The 17,896-nt window shown below is 67.2% G+C and carries 18 protein-coding genes; 8 read left to right on the forward strand and 10 right to left on the reverse strand.

The annotated features are described in order from the left end of the window. Positions 1-2 precede the first annotated feature (2 nt). The 5 genes from CJ014_RS20560 to CJ014_RS20580 all read left to right on the forward strand — a co-directional run bounded on the left by CJ014_RS20560 (position 3) and on the right by CJ014_RS20580 (position 5,362). Positions 3-1,520 carry a MutS-related protein gene (locus CJ014_RS20560; RefSeq protein ID WP_207765823.1) on the forward strand — a complete coding sequence of 506 codons (1,518 nt, stop codon included), beginning with the start codon at positions 3-5 and terminating at the stop codon, positions 1,518-1,520. Beyond that, positions 1,517-3,007: a MutS-related protein gene (locus tag CJ014_RS20565; RefSeq protein ID WP_100082373.1), complete on the forward strand. Its 1,491-nt coding sequence runs from the start codon at positions 1,517-1,519 to the stop codon at positions 3,005-3,007. Before CJ014_RS20560 ends, CJ014_RS20565 begins: the two co-directional genes overlap by 4 nt. Before the next feature lie 151 nt (positions 3,008-3,158). Beyond that, on the forward strand, positions 3,159-4,049 hold the full coding sequence (locus tag CJ014_RS20570; RefSeq protein WP_100082374.1) for a LysR family transcriptional regulator ArgP: 891 nt from the start codon (positions 3,159-3,161) through the stop codon (positions 4,047-4,049). Between the two features lie 522 nt (positions 4,050-4,571). Then, a complete protein-coding gene (locus CJ014_RS20575) occupies positions 4,572-4,868 on the forward strand; it encodes a type II toxin-antitoxin system TacA family antitoxin (protein ID WP_100082375.1) in 297 nt (98 codons plus the stop codon). Continuing rightward, entirely contained in the window at positions 4,856-5,362 is a 507-nt protein-coding gene (locus CJ014_RS20580) for a GNAT family N-acetyltransferase (RefSeq protein ID WP_100082376.1), read from the forward strand. Before CJ014_RS20575 ends, CJ014_RS20580 begins: the two co-directional genes overlap by 13 nt. Before the next feature lie 71 nt (positions 5,363-5,433). On the opposite strand, the gene CJ014_RS20585 is transcribed toward CJ014_RS20580, so the two are convergent. Then, entirely contained in the window at positions 5,434-6,642 is a 1,209-nt protein-coding gene (locus tag CJ014_RS20585) for an acyltransferase family protein (protein ID WP_100082377.1), read from the reverse strand. Between the two features lie 299 nt (positions 6,643-6,941). Between CJ014_RS20585 and CJ014_RS20590 the strand changes: the two genes are divergently transcribed. The 3 genes from CJ014_RS20590 (at position 6,942) to bioB (ending at position 9,317) form a co-directional block, all read left to right on the forward strand. Then, on the forward strand, positions 6,942-7,568 hold the full coding sequence (locus CJ014_RS20590; RefSeq protein WP_100082378.1) for a GntR family transcriptional regulator: 627 nt from the start codon (positions 6,942-6,944) through the stop codon (positions 7,566-7,568). Positions 7,569-7,701: 133 nt separating this feature from the next. Continuing rightward, positions 7,702-8,277, forward strand: coding sequence for a biotin transporter BioY (locus CJ014_RS20595; RefSeq protein WP_100082379.1), 576 nt, complete (start codon positions 7,702-7,704; stop codon positions 8,275-8,277). After that, positions 8,274-9,317, forward strand: a complete 1,044-nt coding sequence (bioB, locus tag CJ014_RS20600) for a biotin synthase BioB (protein ID WP_100082380.1) — start codon at positions 8,274-8,276, stop codon at positions 9,315-9,317. Before CJ014_RS20595 ends, bioB begins: the two co-directional genes overlap by 4 nt. Before the next feature lie 30 nt (positions 9,318-9,347). Here the strand turns inward: bioB and CJ014_RS20605 are convergent, their stop codons facing one another. The 9 genes from CJ014_RS20605 to CJ014_RS20645 all read right to left on the reverse strand — a co-directional run bounded on the left by CJ014_RS20605 (position 9,348) and on the right by CJ014_RS20645 (position 17,794). Then, a complete protein-coding gene (locus CJ014_RS20605; protein WP_100082381.1) occupies positions 9,348-9,701 on the reverse strand; it encodes a type II toxin-antitoxin system PemK/MazF family toxin in 354 nt (117 codons plus the stop codon). Further along, positions 9,698-9,922 (reverse strand): antitoxin MazE family protein, encoded by a 225-nt coding sequence (locus CJ014_RS20610; protein ID WP_100082382.1) that lies wholly within the window; start codon positions 9,920-9,922, stop codon positions 9,698-9,700. The genes CJ014_RS20605 and CJ014_RS20610 overlap by 4 nt, the downstream gene beginning before the upstream one ends. Positions 9,923-10,031: 109 nt before the next feature. Next, positions 10,032-11,081: an alpha/beta hydrolase family protein gene (locus CJ014_RS20615; RefSeq protein WP_100082383.1), complete on the reverse strand. Its 1,050-nt coding sequence runs from the start codon at positions 11,079-11,081 to the stop codon at positions 10,032-10,034. A gap of 145 nt (positions 11,082-11,226) precedes the next feature. Further along, positions 11,227-12,264 carry a helix-turn-helix domain-containing protein gene (locus CJ014_RS20620; RefSeq protein ID WP_100082384.1) on the reverse strand — a complete coding sequence of 346 codons (1,038 nt, stop codon included), beginning with the start codon at positions 12,262-12,264 and terminating at the stop codon, positions 11,227-11,229. 8 nt (positions 12,265-12,272) lie between these two features. Beyond that, positions 12,273-13,484 carry an MFS transporter gene (locus CJ014_RS20625; RefSeq protein WP_100082385.1) on the reverse strand — a complete coding sequence of 404 codons (1,212 nt, stop codon included), beginning with the start codon at positions 13,482-13,484 and terminating at the stop codon, positions 12,273-12,275. Positions 13,485-13,881: 397 nt separating this feature from the next. Continuing rightward, positions 13,882-15,192, reverse strand: coding sequence for a S1C family serine protease (locus CJ014_RS20630; protein ID WP_165790925.1), 1,311 nt, complete (start codon positions 15,190-15,192; stop codon positions 13,882-13,884). Between the two features lie 242 nt (positions 15,193-15,434). Next, positions 15,435-16,142 (reverse strand): RES family NAD+ phosphorylase, encoded by a 708-nt coding sequence (locus tag CJ014_RS20635; protein WP_100082387.1) that lies wholly within the window; start codon positions 16,140-16,142, stop codon positions 15,435-15,437. After that, on the reverse strand, positions 16,136-16,552 hold the full coding sequence (locus tag CJ014_RS20640; RefSeq protein WP_100082388.1) for an MbcA/ParS/Xre antitoxin family protein: 417 nt from the start codon (positions 16,550-16,552) through the stop codon (positions 16,136-16,138). The genes CJ014_RS20635 and CJ014_RS20640 overlap by 7 nt, the downstream gene beginning before the upstream one ends. A gap of 420 nt (positions 16,553-16,972) precedes the next feature. Then, the gene (locus CJ014_RS20645; RefSeq protein WP_100082389.1) at positions 16,973-17,794 is read right to left on the reverse strand and encodes a J domain-containing protein; all 822 of its coding nucleotides are present in this window, start codon (positions 17,792-17,794) and stop codon (positions 16,973-16,975) included. Positions 17,795-17,896: the final 102 nt, after the last annotated feature.

Genomic DNA, 17,896 nt, shown 5'->3' on the forward strand with positions numbered 1-17,896 from the left:
CGGTGAGCATCCTCGCGGCCGGTCCGGCCACCGCCTTCGATGGCGAGCCGGCCGAGCCGTCCTGTTTCCGCGACCTCAACCTCGACCAGATCGTCGCCGCCGCCACGGCGCCGAAGGCCGAGTATAATCTGAGCCCGATCTTCCGGGCGCCGCTCCTCGACATCGACGGCGTCCTCTACCGGCAGGCGATCTTCCGCGACCTCGAACGGCCCGAGGTGCGCGCCACGCTCGACGCCTTCGCCGGCGGCATGCGGGCGCTCCACGCCAACCGGCGGCGGATCGAGGCGATCCGTTACGAGCGCGAGCGGCAGGCCTGGTTTCTCGACGGCGTGTTGCTCTACGACGCGGCCGTCCGCGGCTTTGCCGCCGCCTTCGCCGCCACCGAGCTCGCTTCGCCCGGTCTTATCGCCTTCCGCGACTATCTCGCCGCCTACGCCGGGGCGGACCGCTTCACGCGGCTGGCCGGCGCCGCCGCCGGCCTCAAGCGGGAGCTCGCCGCCGTTTCCTATTGCGTCTACCTGATCGGCGGCCACGTGCATGTCGGCCCGCTTACGGACGAGCCCGACTTCACCGAGGAAATCCTCGGCGTCTTCGCAAAGTTCAAGGAGGCGGACGCCCGCGACCACCGCGTCAAGCTCTCCGACGCCGGAGAGATGAACCATATCGAGGCCGGCATCCTCGATCTCGTCGCCGCGCTCCACGCCGACCTGTTCGGCCGCCTCGACGCCTTCGTCGCCGCCAACGCCGCCTTCATCGACGCCACCATCGCCGCCTTCGACCGCGAGGCGCAGTTCTATCTCGCCTGGCTCGACCATATCGCGCCGCTCGAGGCCCACGGCCTGGCGTTCTGCTATCCCGAGGTCACGCAAGGCAAGGCGATCGGCGCCGAGGGGACGTTCGACCTGGCGCTGGCGGCCAAGCTGGTCAAGGACGGCCGGACCGTCGTCGCCAACGATTTCCAATTGAGCGGCGCCGAGCGCATCCTCGTCGTCACCGGCCCCAACCAGGGCGGCAAGACCACCTTCGCCCGCCTGTTCGGCCAACTCCACTACCTCGCCGCGCTCGGCTGCCCGGTGCCGGGCGTCGCCGCCAGGCTCCACCTCCCCGATCGCGTCTTCACCCATTTCGAGCGGCCGGAGGTGGCGGGCTCGGAGCGCAGCAAGCTCGAGGACGACCTCATGCGCATGCGCGACATCCTCGCCGCCGCGACGGCCGACAGCCTCGTCATCCTCAACGAGATCTTCACCTCGACCACGCTTGCCGACGCCGTCTGGCTGAGCCGCGAGGTGATGACGCGCCTTGCCGAACTCGACCTTCTGGGCGTCTGGGTCACCTTCATCGACGAACTCGCCGCCGTCTCGCCGGCCACCGTCAGCATGGTCGGCGGCGTCGATCCGGACGACGACGACAGCCGCACCTTCCGCCTGACCCGCCGCCCGGCCGACGGGCTCGCCTACGCCATGGCGCTGGCCGGCCGGCACGGGCTCACCTATCGCCGCCTCAGGGAGCGCATCCCATGAAAGTGCACCTGCTGTTTCCCGACCGCGATTTCGATGCCGCCGCCCCGCTGCCGCCGGAAGCGGAGACGCTGGCCGCCGACCTCGGCCTGGAAACGCCTGTCGCCGCCATGGCGGCCGGCGACAGGCTGATCGCCGAGGTGGTGCGCGCCGTGCTGCTCGGCTCGACCGAGGCGGACGTCGGCCTCGTCCGCTTCCGCCAGGGCGTTCTCGCCGACTGCCTCGACAATCCGCGCGTCGTCAAGGACATCTACGCGCTGGCCGGCGAGGCGCTGGACGCCGAGCGCAAGCAGGGCTGGCACTGGGCCGATTCACCGTCGTCGATCCTCGGCCGGTCGAGAAGCCTGCTGTCGACCTTCATGGAGCTGCTCGGCCGCATCAAGGCCCTGGCCGACAGGCATGGCGAGCGCTTCCACTCGGCCGGCTTCCGCGGCCTGTTCGCCATGCTGGACCGCGAGCTCGACGCCGCCTATTTCGCCGAGGTCGAGGCCGAGCTTTCCCGTTTGCAGTTCAACGAGGGCGTGCTGATCAGCGCCTCGCTGGGCGCCGGCAACCACGGCGTCGGCCACGTGCTGCGGCGCTGGCCGAAGGAGAAATCTTTCCTGGAATATCTCACCGGGCGCCAAGCGCCGTCGCTGCACTTCGAGATCGCGCCGCGCGACGAAGCCGGCTGGAAGGCCCGCGAGCAACTGGAAGCGCGCGGGTTGAACCTCGTCGCCAACGCCGTGGCGCAGTCGGCCGATCACGTTGCGAGCTTCTTCTCCATGCTGAGAACCGAGCTCGCCTTCTATCTCGGCGGCCTCAACCTCCGCGACGCCCTGGCCGAGCGCGGCCTGCCCTTCTGCCTGCCGGCGCCCGCCGCCGACGACGCATTGCGCCTGGCCGCCACCGGCCTCTACGACGTCGGCCTCGGCCTCAAGACCGACGGCCGGGTGGTCATGAGCGACATCGACGCCGACGGCCGCCGCTTCATCGTCGTCACCGGCGCCAACCGCGGCGGCAAGACCACCTTCCTGCGCGGCCTCGGCCTCGCCTTCCTGCTGATGCAGGCCGGGCTGATGGCGCCGGCCGCCGCCTTCTCGGCCAGCCTCGCCGACCGGCTGCTCAGCCACTTCCGCAAGGAGGAGGACGCCACCATGCGCTCCGGCAAGCTCGACGAGGAGCTCGCCCGCATGGACGGCCTCGTCAAGGCGGCAACCCATCGCTCGCTGTTCCTGTTCAACGAATCCTTCGCCGCCACCAACGAGCGCGAGGGCTCGAAGATCGCCGGCGAGATCACCGGCGCGCTGATCGAGCGCGGCGTCCGGGTCGCCTTCGTGACCCACCTCTACACCTTCGCCCACGCGATGCTGGCCGAGCACGGCGACGACGGCCTGTTCCTGAGGGCCGAAAGGCCGGCCGACGACGGCCGCGTCTTCCCCCTGGAGCGCGCCGAACCGCTGGACACCAGCTTCGGCCGCGAGCTGTTCGCCGCCGTGATGGGAGAATGAGCGAAGGGAGGAAGCATCGGACCGAAAAGTGGATCCGCTTTTCGGCCAAATCCGATGCGCAAGCAAAAGCCGGGGCGGCAAGCTTGCGCCCGCCGGCCGGATGGCATTAGGAAAATCGATCCCCGTCCCTCCCATTCAGCCGGGCTGAACGATGATCGACTATTCCGCCGCCCTCGCCGTCGCCGCCATCGTCCGCACCGGCAGCTTCGACAAGGCGGCGCGGACGCTCGGCGTCACCCCGTCGGCGATCTCCCAGCGGGTGCGCCTTCTGGAAGAGCGGCTCGGCGCCGTGCTGATCGAGCGCGGCAATCCCTGCACGGCCACCGAAAAGGGCGCCTGGCTCTGCCGCCACGTCGAGCTGGTCGGCATGCTGGAAACCGACCTCCTGGAACGCCTGCCCGGCCTCGGCGATCCGCTCGCCGGCCCCGTCACCCTCGATATCGCCGTCAACGCCGACAGCCTCGGCACCTGGTTCCTGCCGGCCGCCGCCGCCTTCACGCGGACGTCGAAAGCCCTCCTCCGCATCGCCGTCGACGACCAGGACCACACCGCCGACTGGCTGCGCCGCGGCCACGTGGTGGCCGCCGTCACCTCGCTGGAAAAGCCGGTGGCCGGCTGCAAGGTCAGCCCGCTCGGCCGCCTGCGCTACCACGCCACCGCCAGCCCGGACTTCATCGCCCGCCACTTCCCGGACGGCGTCACCGCCGCGGCGCTCTCCCGCGCCCCGGCCATCACCTTCAACCAGAAGGACGGCCTGCAACAGGACTGGGCGATGAAAACGCTCGGCGCCACGGAACCCGGCCCCACCCACTGGCTGCCGTCGACGCAGGGCTTCGTCGAGGCGGCCCTGCTCGGCATGGGCTGGGGCCTCAACCCGACAAGGCTCATCGCCGACCACCTCGCCACCGGCCGCCTCGTCGAACTGGTGCCCGGCGCCACGCTGGACGTAACGCTCCACTGGCAGGTGAGCCGCCTCGTCTCCAGCCGGTTCCCGGAACTGACGCGCGCCGTGCTGGACGCGGCAAAAGAGGCGCTGCTCTGAACTCACCTATATCCGCCCCCCGCCCTCTTCTGCCCGAGGTCCTGCACCTTCGCGCAGGATGACAGAATTATATATGAAACAAATACATAGCCTATCCGGAGGTTGTCATGACCTATCTATAGGTTGTCATCCTACCCCAGGTCAGGCGCGCGCCTTCGCTGCAGTTCCACGACACGAAGCGGGTTGTCATAACCTATCTATAGGTTGTCATCCTGCGCCAAGCCAGGCGCGCGCCTTCGCTGCAGTTCCACGACACGAAGCGGGTTGTCATAACCTATCTATAAGTTGTCATCCTACGCGAAGGCGTAGGACCTCAGGACGAGAAAGCGAGACGCTGGGATCGCGCGCCCTTTCCTGCCCCAGGTGGTCCGCCTTCGCAGATATTCGGAAAATTATATAATTAAATCATATATATAAATTGTCATCCTGCGCGAAGGCGCAGGACCTCGGGCAGGATGGAGCAAGCGGCCGATATCCTGCCCGCGTATTGACGTTGTGGATACGCCCCCGCATAATGCCGGCATGTCGAAACTTCGCGCCTCCCCTCCCGCCCCCGACGCCAAGGGCAGCGTCAACCTCCGCATCGAGGCCGGCACCCGCCGGCTGATCGACGACGCGGCGGCGGTACTGGGCAAGACGCGCACCGAATTCATGGTGGAAAGCGCCCGCCGGCAGGCGATCGACGTATTGCTCGACCAGCGGCTGTTCGCGCTGGAGCCCGAGCGCTACGACGCCTTCATGGCCGCTCTCGACAACCCGCCGGCGCCGGGGCCGAAGCTCAAGGCGCTGCTCCGCCGAGTGCCGGCATGGCAGAAGTAGCCGGCCTTTCGGCACCCGCCCCGCTATCCTCCGACCACGATCTCACGGCCTTCGACTGCGGCGAACCCCAGTTGAACGACTGGCTGCGCCAGCGGGCGCTCAGGAACGAAAGCCGCTTCTCGCGTACCTATGTCGTCTGCGAGGAGCTTCGCGTCGTCGCCTACTATTGCATTTCGGCCGGGTCGGTGGAGCGAACGGCCGCACCCGGCAAGCTCAGGCGCAATGCCCCCGACGCCATCCCCGTCTCGGTGATCGGTCGCCTTGCGGTCGACCGGGCCTATGCGGGGAAAGGCCTCGGGACCGACCTCCTGACCGACGCCCTCCGCCGCATCGCCCTGGCCTCCCAAAGCATCGGCATCGCCGCCGTGCTGGTCCATGCCAAGGACGAGGCAGCCAGACGCTTCTATCTCCACGCCGCCGAATTCCTCGAATATCCGGAGGGAAGCCGCACGCTGTTCCTGCCGATCGAAACGGTGATCGCGGGGATGGGGTGAGGTTGCGGCAACGGCGCGCCTGTCGCCCGCGCGGCCGTCGCCGGGCCGGCCGATGACGATCAATTCCGCCGTCACGAAAAATATCGCCTCACGACCGGAACCTTGCGCAAGACATGGCTGACGGCGAAGCAGAGCGGCACCAACACGGCAGCCATGACGTACATCTTGAGGAGCGGTGGCGCCTGAACGTTCCGCACGAGAAGGGCGCCGGCGACGATGATCGGCGGATGGAAGACGTAGACGCCGAACGAGTTCTGCGTCAGGAAGTGCGTCAGTTTGCCCAGGCCGTTGAATTTCTCGCGGAACAGAACGACGAGCCCCAGCGACACGCCGACGCAGAAGAACGCCTCCCACGTCGCATAGAAGGCCGACTGCCAGCGGAAGCCGCCGAAGAACGCCCCGATATCCGGAACGGCGCCGTGGGATTCCGCGACGATGGCGCTCGCCGGAATGCCCAGGAACCAGACGGGAATGCCGAGGATCAGCGTCCACTTGAACCAGCGCATGCCGAACCGGTAGCTGATGCCGTCCAGAACGTCGTGCGTCCGGCACAGGATGCCGACGGCGAACATCAAGACATAGGAGGCGAAGAAACCGACCTGCATGAAATTGCCGGGCACTGCCTTGAACAGCGGAACGCCACCCGGCTGCACCAGACGCACCAGAAAGGCCAGCACGGCGATCAGGACGGCAACCGCCGCCACCGACCGGTGACCGACCTGGAAGGGCTTGCGCTGACCGATCGCCGGCGCCGGCTCGCCGACCGCCCCCTGCCACACGGCATAGGCAATCGACAGAACCAGTAGTAGCAGCAGGAACCAGAGCGGACCGAGGCTCAACAGGAAATCGAGCGACACGACGTAGTCGACATACCAGCCGGCCATGTCCGGCGCGGCGCTGTCGGCCAGGCCGGCGATCCATATGGTCAGCGGGTGAACGATCGCCACATAGGCCAGCATGGGAACGCCGAGACGGATCAGCCTGCTCCGGATGAACCGGGCCGGCCCTTTCCTTTCAAGGGAATCGGGGCTGAAATAGCCCGATATGAAGAAAAGCAGCCCCATGAAGTAAGCTTGGGTGAGCGAACCGTAGAGACCGAACAGCAGGCCGGAGAGCGGGCCGTAGCTGGCCTGTTCCCTGTAATACCAGAGACCATTGCCGCTATAGGTGACGTTCAGATGCATCAGGACGACAAGGATGATGACGAACCATTTCAGATTGTCCAGGAAAGCCACCCGGTCCAGTCTTGCGTTCTCTTCGACTTTGCCTTGCGCGTCCATGCCGTCCCCCCCATCCGCATGCACCAATGCCGGCCTGACCGGCGGCGGGCGTTCCGTTCGACGCCCCTCCCGATGATGTCTTCGCCTGGATGAAATGAGAGCGCCGGCCCACCCGGCCTCTTGTCCGTCGGGCCGCGCGCTCCGCAATTGTGGTTCCGCCCGGACGGTAGAACCGGCTATGTAGTTGGTCAATCAGATGTTTTCGTTATGATCTTTGGTCGGCCCCCGGCAATGCCAAGACCTGTCACGACGCCCCCGATCCTCTCGACGCCGCGCCTCCCGTCAATTATCTATAATTCATGACCACGGCCAAATCAGACACCCTCGCCAGCCGGATCGGCAAGACGCTGGCCGACCGCATCATATCCGGCGCCATCGAAGCCGGCGCTCGGCTGAGGCAGGACCACGTCGCCGAGGAGTTCGGCGCCAGCCACGTACCGGTGCGCGAGGCGTTCCGCCTGCTGGAATCGCAGGGGCTGGTGGTGAGCGAGCCGCGCCGGGGCGTGCGCGTCGCCGGCTTCACGCGCGAGGAAGTGCGGGAAGTGGCGGAAATGCGGGCGGCGCTCGAAGCGCTGGCGCTGCGCCATGCCGTTCCGCACATGACCAGGGCCATCCTCGACCAAGCGGAGGAAGCCAACCGGGCCGGCGACCGGGCGCGCGACGTTCACGCCTGGGAAGCGGCGAACCGCAAGTTCCACGGCATCATCCTGGCGCCCTGCGGCATGCCGCGCCTGCTGAAGGCGATCGACGACCTGCAGACGGCCAGCGCCCGCTTCCTGTTCTCCGGCTGGCGGGCCGAATGGGAAGCTCCGACCGACCGGGATCACCGCGCCATCCTCGACGCGCTCAGGGCCGGCCAGTCCGAACTGGCGGTGTCCGTGCTCGCCCGGCACGTCCAGACGATCGGCCAGAAGCGGCCAAAATAGCAAGCCGGATCAGTACCTTGTCCTCGAATCGGCGAAACGGACGCACTTGGCTCTTGCCAGGGGCATCGTTCTGTGGACTCCTTTAGCGATAGATTCTCAAAATTATCTATAATTTTGCCGAAGGAGAGACAGGATGAGCCACGCGCCCGTACGCCCCCTCGAAAACCGCTGGATGCCCACGGCCCGGACGGCGCTTGCCGTCATCGCCGGCGCCGCCCTGATGACCCTGGCCGCCAAGGTTCAGATTCCCTTCTGGCCCGTGCCGATGACGCTGCACACCATGGCCGCCATGGCGATTGCCGTGGCCTTCGGCCCGCGCGTCGCCGTGTCGGCCATGCTCGCCTACCTCGCGGCCGGCGCCGCCGGCCTGCCGGTGTTCTCCGGCACCCCGGAGCGCGGCATCGGCCTCGCCTACATGGCCGGGCCGACCGGCGGCTATCTCTTCGGCTATCTCGTCGCCGCCTGGCTGGTCGGCACGCTGGCCGCCGGCAAGGCAACGCTCGGACGCTTCCTGGCCATGCTGGCCGGACTGGTGCCGGTCTACGCCTTCGGGCTCGCCTGGCTTGCCGTTCATGTGCCGGCCGACCGGCTGCTCGCCGCCGGCCTCGCGCCCTTCCTCATCGGCGATATCGTCAAGATCGGCGTCGTGGCGGCGGGCTCGGCGGCGGTGCCGGCCGCCCTGGCCCGCCTCGGGGGCCTCGGCCGATGACCCCGGCCGACGGAACGATCCGCCACGACTGGACGGTGGACGAGATCGCCACCCTGCACGACCTGCCGCTTCTCGAGCTGATCGGCCGGGCCAATGCCGTTCACCGGGCCCATCACGATGCCAACAGGGTGCAAAGGGCGAGCCTGCTGTCCATCAAGACCGGCGGCTGTCCGGAGAACTGCGCCTATTGCCCGCAATCGGCCCATCACCGCGAGGTGGAGCTGACGAAGGACCGGCTGATGGATCCGACGAGGGTGATCGCCCTGGCGGCGACGGCCCAGGCGGCGGGCGCCGAGCGCTTCTGCATGGGCGCGGCCTGGCGCGAGGTGCGCGACGGCGCGGAATTCGACGCCGTCGTCGAGATGGTCGAGGGCGTCCGCGCCCTCGGCATGGAAGCCTGCGTCACGCTCGGCATGCTGAAGCCGCATCAGGCCGGACGTCTGGCGGCGGCCGGCCTCACCGCCTACAACCACAACCTCGACACCAGCCCGGAATTCTACGGCCGGATCGTCACCACCCGCACCTATCGGGACCGGCTGGACACGCTGGCCACCGTGCGCGCCTTCGGCATCGACCTCTGCTGCGGCGGCATCATCGGCATGGGCGAGACCGTCCGCGACCGCGCCTCGATGCTGCGCGTCCTCGCGGCGATGGAGCCGCACCCCGAAAGCGTGCCGATCAACGCGCTGGTGCCGGTCGCCGGCACGCCGCTGGCCGGACGGCCGCCCATCGACCCGCTGGACCTGGTGCGCATGGTGGCGACCGCCCGCCTCGTCATGCCGGCGTCCACCGTGCGCCTGTCGGCGGGGCGCTCGGCGCTCAACCGCGAAGCGCAGATCCTCTGCCTGGTGGCCGGCGCCAACTCGCTGTTCTACGGCGACAAGCTGCTCACCACGCCCAACGCCGACATCGGCGAGGATGCCGCGCTGTTCGCGGCGATCGGCGATCCGGCCCACCCCTGCCCGCTGAAGGAATCCGGCGCCCTCAACAAGATGGCCGGGTCGAGGGCAGGCCCCGACGGCTGCCGCTGCCCTCATTGACAACGGACGCGGGCCGGCGGCACGCGCGTATTAGCCGTCGGCCTTTACCCTCGGCGACACCGCCAGACCGAGAAACACCAGCATCGCCTGATTGAGGCTTACGGTGTCCTCGTCATCGAGCCGCCCGATCCGCTGGCCCAGCTTGGATTTCGGAACGGTGGTGATCTTGTCGACCATCAGACGGGACTTGAGACGCAAGCCGTTGTGCTCGCTCGCCTCGACCGGAAGCCGGAACAGCGGCGCCTCCGTGGCATCCGACGTGAAGGCGCAGACGGTGATCGAATCCGTTGCGTCGAAGCTGTCGTCCTGAACGATCACCACGGGGCGCGGTTTACCCGCATAATCCTTGCCACCCGAAACGGTCCAGATATCGCCGCGCCTCATTCCTCGCCCCAGTCGCTCACCGCGTCGATGAACGCCTGGTCCTCCGCCGCCTGCGCGCTCGCGGCGACCGCCCGCGACTGGCGGTGCGCCTCCGCCCTGAACGACGGCGCGCGCACGTCCGGAACCCAAATCTGGATCGGACGCAGGCCCTGGGCGCGCAGACGGGCACGATGCGCGCTGACCTTCAGGCGCGACGACTTGGGGCTGGACGCAGAAGACATGCCTTCCTCCTTCGTCAAGGGTTACATGTAACCTATCACAAATGGACGATTTGCCAAGCTCCTCTCATGCGGCCCGCCGCACCGCGTGCCCAAACCAAGCTACCCAGGCTCACCGCCCCACCCCAAGCTCGCGGGCGAAAGCTGCGGCCGCCAGACCGACCAGTTGGGCGTGGATGTCCTGCCGCGAGCGCCCGCCGCCGTCCCGGCAGATCGGATCGCCGATCTTTTCCTGCTCGGCCATCTCGGCCGCACCGGGCTTGCACAGGCCGAACAGGCTGAAGTGGCTGGCGTCCTCGACATTCAGATAGCGGCCATGCGGCATGGCCGCGGCAATGCCGCCGGCCTTCGCCGTCTGAGGAATTTTATCGGGCGGTCCCAGGTTGACGATCTCCACCGGGACGGAAACCCCGGCGAAGCTGTCGGCGGCGAACACGTCCACCGGCGCCGGATCAATCGCCATGGCAAAGCCGAGCCGCCTGTCCCGATTGTCGCGGCCGGCCTCCCGCATATCCAGGGCGTGCAGGTCGAGGCCGCTCAGCCGTACCCACTCGCAGAGCGACGGGTTGCGCGCCGCGTCGTCGCAATAGCCGGCAAGGCGGTCGGGGTCGATGCGGCCGCCGGAGAGCGCAAGCGCCGTGCTGCCGCCCATGGAAAGCCCGAGAACGCCCACCTTCCCCGCGTCGAGATGGTCCTTGAAGTCGGGCGCCCCGATCATCGCGTCGAGCGTCGCGCCGATATCGCGCGGCCGCAGCCACAGCTTCATGGTTTCCTCGGCCGACCGATGGGCGCCGCCGTTGCCGGGGTGCGTGGGCGCGGCGACGACGAAGCCCCGGCTGGCGAGCCCGGCCGCCATCCAGCTCATGGCGGCGGGACTGCCGCCGAGGCCGGCGCCGTGCGACAGCAGCACCAGCGGGAACCGGCCGCCGGCGATCGGCGCGCCGCCCATGGCCGGCGTCCCGGCGAAGAACACGCTCTCGCCGAGGACGACCGGCGTGCCGCCCGGCAGCGCCGGGTACCAGACGGTCACCTCGAGATCGGCGCGGCGCTCCCCAGAGTGGGCCGACACCTGCCGTACGCCGACGATGCCGGCCGCGCCCGCGGCTTGCATCAAGGCGGAAAAAGCGCCCAGCATGGCCAAGGCTTTCAGGAAAATGCTCATTGCAGTCCTCGTCTTGTCGGATTGCGCCTCGGCATTAAGACGCGCCCTCGGCAAGATGGAATGCGCGGCCATGGACATCGCCTCCGAACGCGATTTCGGACGTCCAACATCGCGATCGAGGTCGTCTCCGCGCTGAAATGCGGCTCTAAGGGCCGACGGACATTCCGTCCGCCGTTCCGCCGGCCCGGCGATAGGCGCTCGGCGTCATGCCCGTCACCCGCCGGAACTCGCGATTGAAGTTCGACTTGGTGCCGAAGCCGGAGTCCAGCACGATCATGGTCACCGGATCGTCGGTGGCGGTCAGCCGCCGTTGCGCGTCGCGCACGCGATATTCGTTGACGATCTGCGACACGTTGCGGCCATGCACGCGGTTGAGCGCCGCGGAGATCCGCCGGGCGGGAATGCCGGCGCGGCGCGCCAGCCGCTCCAGCGTCAGGTCGGGATCGCGGTAGAGGTGCCGCTCCGTCATCAGCTCCCGAATGCGGCCGACGACGGCGGCATCCTCATCGACGGCCGGCGGCGCGGCAGCGGGCGGCCCTTCGTCGAGCGGCCTTGCATCCGCGTCGGGCCGGCTGTCGTCGGCCACCGTCGCGGCATAGCCGGCGACGGCGAGCCAAAGCACGCTCGCGGCGGTCAGCAGCAACCTCACCCGCTGCCCGTCACCCAGAAAGAGATCGACCGACACCGCCGCATCGACGAAGGCGGAGACGATGAGCAGAACGGCAATGGCGACGAGCGCCCGGTGGGCCGTCCGCTCGTCGCTGAACCGCACGGCGGCGAGCATATCCGGCCCGAGCCGCGCCATGGCAAGCAGCGCGACGCCATATCCGAGATCGATCGCAAACAGCACGACATCGATCGGCGCGCGCCAGAAGGCGACCAGCGCCGCCACCAGGACCGCCGGCATCAGGTGCGGCCACAGGGTCTTTGCCCGTTCGTGGTGGCGCAGCCGGTCGAAGGCGACAAACGACAACGCCGGCAGCAGGGCGGCGATCACCGGCTGGACGAGCCGCGCCGGATGCCAGCCGACGTTCCAGCTCAATCCCGCCAGGGTGGCCTGCACCGCGAAGGCGGCGACCAGCAGCGGAAACAGCCCGAATTTTCCCGCGCCATGCCGGATCATCCGCGTCAGGATGAGGCAGAGGACGAGCGATACGACGAACGGCAGCGGTATCGAAGGCATGCCCCTTCCTAGCACGTCTCCAGCGGCTGCGTCGCGCCGCCCGTCCGCTGCCGCAGCAGCCACAGGCCGGACAGCGCCGCGAAGGCCAGAATCGACATCGCGAAGGCCAGCCACAGCGCGGCGTGCGGTCCCGACGACGTCATGATGGCGGCGAAGGCCGGCGGCGCGGCGGCGAACGACAGGTTGAGCGGCACCGCCAGTCGCGCCGACGCGCGGGCATAGGCGGCGGCCGGGAAAATCTGCAGCGGCAGCGTGGCGCGGACGACGGCGGTGATGCCGCTGGCCATGCCGTAGAGCGCGGCGAACAGCAGGGCGCCGGCAAAGCTCCCGCTCAGCAGCAGCACCACGAAGCTCAGCGGAAACAGCGCGGCGGCGGCAAGGCCGGTGGCGAGGCCTGGCCAGCGCCGGCCGCCCAGCACGTCGACCATCCGCCCGGCCCATTGCGCGATGCCGATCAAGGCGGCGGCCGTCAGCGCGTGGGCGTGATCGAGGCCGCCGGCCTCGAACAGGATGATGATGGTCAGCGCGAAACCCCAGGTGAAGAAGCCGTTGGCGGCAAAGCCGACGGCCAGCAGCACAAAGCGCGGCCGATCGATGGCGGTGGGCTCGGCCGGCGCCGCCGCGGCGGATCTTTCCCCCGGCCGTGCCGGCGGCCGGCGGGCCAGCGCCACCCAGTGCAGCGGCATCGAGACCAGCAGCATCAGCCCGGCATAGAAAAGCGTCGTCGTCCGCCAGCCCCAGGCGGCCTGCAACAGCCCGCTGAGCGGCCAGACGATGGTCGAGGTCAGCCCGCCGGCCAGGATCAGCACGCCGAGCGCCGGCCGCGCCTTGTCGCCGGCGATCTCGGTCACCGCGATCTGGGCCGGCGTCGTCAGCATGCCGGCGCCGGCCAGCCCGAGCACCACCCAGGCCAGCATGTAGAGCGCCGGACCGCCGGCAAGGCCCAGGAGCGCCAGGCCGGCGGCGCCGAGCGGCGATGCCGCCACCATCACCGGACGGGCGCCGTGGCGCTCGAAGACGGCGCCCAGCGGCCAGGACGCCAGGGCCATGACCACCAGCATCACCGTCGGCCCGGCCATGACCATCGGCAAGGCCATGCCGAGCTCGCCGGCCATCGCCGGCCCGGTGACGGCGGGCAGCCAGAACGTGGCGCCCCAGCCGATCAACTGGGTCGCCGACAGGGCGGCGACGGCACGGACTGTGGGCGAGCGGAACGGCATGGAGGGGGCGGCTTGGCAAGGGGCGGCAGGCGGGCGCAAGCAGCCATACCAGCAGGAACATGTTACGGTTTTGCGTCGGAAGCGGCTCGGTCCCGCTGCCTCCCCCCGCCCGAGCCTCCCGCCTTTCGCGGAAGGCGCGCTATCCATTTGTTCCCCCTATATAATTCTGTCATCCTGCGCGAAGGCGCAGGACCTCGGGCAGGATGAAACGCCCGGCGGATATCGGTCTCCCCGGGGCAAGGGCGCCTGATATTCCCCTCACCACCCTTGCCGGCCCGAGATGGTCCGCCTGCGCGGACCATGACAATTATATAATGAAAGCAGCTACATAACGCGCTCCGCCGAGACGAAGTCCTCCGGCAGAAAAACATCGCGACACGGCGGGTATTCTAGCCCGTTACCTCTTGATCTCGCACGCCACCTGCACGGTGAAGCCTCGGGCGATGTCCGCCACGTCCGGCGTCTTCAGGTCGTCGCCCGGCGGCTCGACATCGTAGCGGACCTGGTTGGCGTCCAGGAAGAACTGCGCCATGCCGGCCTTGATGGCGAAGTTGACGTTCTGGATCACCTCGATGTCGGTATCCTCGCCGGTTCCGTGCGCCTGCAGGTTCGACTTGGCGACGACGATGCCGACCACATGCCCCGACTGGTCGACCACCGCGCCGCCGCTGTTGCCGCTCTGAACCGGCGCCGAGATCTGCAACTGCGTCACGTCGTCGCCCGTGCCGGCCAGCGACGCCACGAGGCCCGTCGAAAGGTTGCCGGTGCTCGACAGGAAGCCGGTCAGCGGATAGCCGAACACCACGATGGTATCGCCGAGGCGGATCTGCGGCGTGCCGCGGAACTTGCCGAAGGTCGCGTTCTTCCGCTCCACCTTGAGGATGGCGAGGTCGTTGGCCTTCTCGCGCGCGACGATGGCGGCCGGCTGAACGTCGGTGTTGCCCCGCCTTACGAAGGCGTCGTCGCAGCCGTCGACCACATGGGCGTTGGTCAGGAGATAGCCGTCGCCGTTGACGAAGAAGCCGGTGCCGGTGGAATAGGTCGTCCCCTCTTCCTTCCGGTCCTTGCCCGGATCCCTGTTCTTCGGCCCGCCGATCGTGTCTTCCCCCCGGTGGCCTTGCTCTTTCGGCGACGGCTCCCCGCCGCCTGCGCCATTCTGGGCGATCCGGCCGGCGATCGCCTCCAGCGATATGCTGCCATCGGCCACCGCATCGGCGCATTCTTCCATCTTGGCCAGCCCCTTGCCGGTCGTGGCCAGATTGAAATTGCCGTGGTTGTTGCCGCCGATCCTGAGGCTCATGAAGCTCATCGAGCCGAACTCGTCGACGACGCCCTTCTTGATGCCCTCGAGCGACACCCCCCGCATCTTGTTCAGCTTCATGCCGACGGCGTCGCCCTCCCAGGTACTTATCCGGTTGTATTTGACGACGACGCCGTATCCCTCGTCTTCCTCGTATTTCCAGGCGGCATTTGCGAACATCATGTAATAGTCGCTCTCGCCGTTGCTGGCGTCCTTGCCCACCTCGATAGCTGTTCCCCCCGCGAATTCCATGACCATGAAGCAGGACTTACGGGCGACATTGACTCCGATCGTCCATTTTTCCGCGTCGGCATAGACGTCGTCGATCAGGAAATAATCCTGGCTCAGCGCGTGGGCGGGACCGGGCAGCGCCACCAGGAACGCGACGAGCCAGGCACGGCGGCTCAAGACAGACATCGAGGACACAGCCATATCGCACCCGCCGAGGGACCTGGATTTCAACACCGACCGCGCTGGAACAGGCGGCCGGTGGCCGCCACGGCTCTCCATTTGCGAAAGGCTGCCGATCATATGGCGGAAGTTGCAAAGAACAGGTTTAGAATGGCGGACCGAAATCCGGAATCCGACTTCCGGAGAGCCGGGGCCATGACGAAAGGTCACGCCGGCTTGCGTCCGTCCGCCCCCCCTTCTCAGATCACCTCGAACACCGCGTTCGTCCCGTCCGCCTCGTAGCGCTTGACGAAATCCACCCGGGTTCCGTTCCAGTGGTAGCAGTAGTGCGCGCCCTGCACGGGAATGGGGATCACGTCGGGCCAGAAGATGCCGATGCACCAGCCGCCGGGTTTCCGCACGCTCGGATAGACCACGCCGTCGCTGCCGGCGGCGCGCAGGCGACGCCCCAGCGCCTGCGAGGCGGCATAGTCGTCGGGATCGAGCGCCCCCGGCACGGCGCCGACGTCGTCGAGTTCGCTGTCGACCGCCCCCACCAGCATCCGGAAATCCGAGGTCCAGCCCGGCGCCTCCCGCGTCGCCGCCATGAAGCGCTGGTGGTGGTGGATCGTCTCGGCGATCGCCACGTCCTCGCCGTCGCCGGCATAGTAAAGGCCATGGCCACCGTCGGTGAAGCGGCCCGGCCTGAGCGGCGAGCAATGGACGAAGGGCGCCATCAGGAAGCTGGCGTTGGGGCCGCCGACGCGCCGGCCCTTGGGCACCTTGCCGAGATCGCCGATCAGGCCGCGCACGCGCGGATTGGTCTTCGCCTCGACGCTGGCCAGCGCCTCCCAGTCGTGCGGGTCGGCGATATCCTCGAACAGGTCGATCGGCGGATGGATCGAGCGGATGATCCGGAAGGTTCTCGGCCAGGCAACCCGGCGCCGGACCACTCCTTCCGTCACCACGCGCCCCGCTCGGCGTCGAGATAGGCGCGCATGTCGGCAAGGTCCGACATCTCGCCGCGCAGCATCAGGTCGAGCGCCGATTGCCCGTCGAAGGTGTCGTTGGGCTTCCTGATCCACTCGTAGCCGCGCGCCGGCTCCTTGAAGAGGTAGCGCAGGCCCTTGTGGATGCCCATCAGGTGCGCCATGCGCATGCGGAGATCGCGGTCGATCCGGCCGATGCTGCCCTCCTTCCAGCGCGCCCAGGTGCGCGCCGACATGCCACCCAAGAGCACCGTCGCCTCGGCATCGCTGAGCTTCCACGCCTTGCTGAGGTTGACCGTCGCCCGCGCCAGCGCCGCCGCTTCCTCGTCGGTGATGGCGGCGCTGTCCGTACGCTCGATCGGGGTAGCTTCGATGGGTTGCAGCATCATGGCTCGCCCTGTCATTTGTCGTGAATATAGGCGCATTACGCCAAATGGCAAGACATATGCTAAGTTGGGATTCACGTTGGCGTTGTTGGGACGTGTGACGAGGGAAAAGTCATTCGCGAAAGCGTCATATCGTTCCAACATCTTGCCGAGATCAGTCGACTGGAACGCTTGAGAACCGGAATAGCGCAGGCGACCAGCGAGGAGTGCCCTAAGGCCGCAGAAACTCACGGAGTGATACCCGCGGAGCAGAATAGGCATGACGTTTAAAGGACCCGTCCTTTAGAGAAAGGTCAAGGTGGTTAAAGAACCCGTCCTTTAGAATAGCCCCAACCTGGATATATGGGATAATTAATTCATCTCCCAATATAGATCTCTTTGTCTTCACGCGAGGCAGCGGAAGTTCAAAAATTCCATATGAATTCAAGTTATATCCAAAGAATCACCGACAGAGTATTGGTATATATATTCTCCCGCCGGCAGCTCATCAATATAGAAATGTCGGTCACTTTTTAAAAATAGCGATGCGACAACGTGAGCAGAACTAACGTCTCTTATCTTGACGAAAACATCATGTTCGCTTGTGTTTTTGAACCATGCGCCATGCTTCTCACTCTCCGACGCCACCTCTCCATCCAGCAACCCGCCAAACGGCATGTGCTGGCAAACAGGCGAAGGCGGCGCCAACCACCACTGTCGGATTTCGGACGCGGTGAAATTAAGCGGCAACCACCTCTGAGGTTGGAGAACTGCATCGATCGTCATCCGAGGTCGGATTTCAGATGCAATCAGTCTCTCGACACCTGGCTGATCAGCGACGTCCGGATGGGCACGATGCATCTTGGCCGGCAGCCCGGCATCGCCATCCAGAGTTAATAGCAGTAACACGCTACCGAGCAGCATTACCGCGCCCATTACAATTGCCTGGAACATCGGCGAGAAAGGCGCAGGGCGTGGAGGGGGCTGAGTAGCCCCTTGCGACGACTTCCACGCAGACTCAGCGGCGGCCCTCTGCTGCTCATCAAGCTCACGAGCGGCTTTGTCATATTCTCCGCGGCGTATCGGGTCGCCTAAAATGTCGTAGGCGTCGGAAACCTCGCGGAACGCGTCGGCGGACGCCCGCCCCGTGCTGTCCGGGTGTGTCTCCTTCGACCGCTTCCTGAAGGCCGTTCTGATTTCGTCCATCGTTGCGGATGGCGTCAGCCCCAGCACCCGATAAAGCCCGAGGGGGTCGCTATGGTCCATCTATGCCTCGGAACTCGTCGGTTGTCGCCGTCCCCATATGAGCGCCGGACTGAACGTAGGCGAGTCGTGTCTACAACTTATTGACGAGGCGACGCCGTCAGA

The organism is Pleomorphomonas carboxyditropha (assembly GCF_002770725.1).
Lineage (GTDB): Bacteria > Pseudomonadota > Alphaproteobacteria > Rhizobiales > Pleomorphomonadaceae > Pleomorphomonas > Pleomorphomonas carboxyditropha.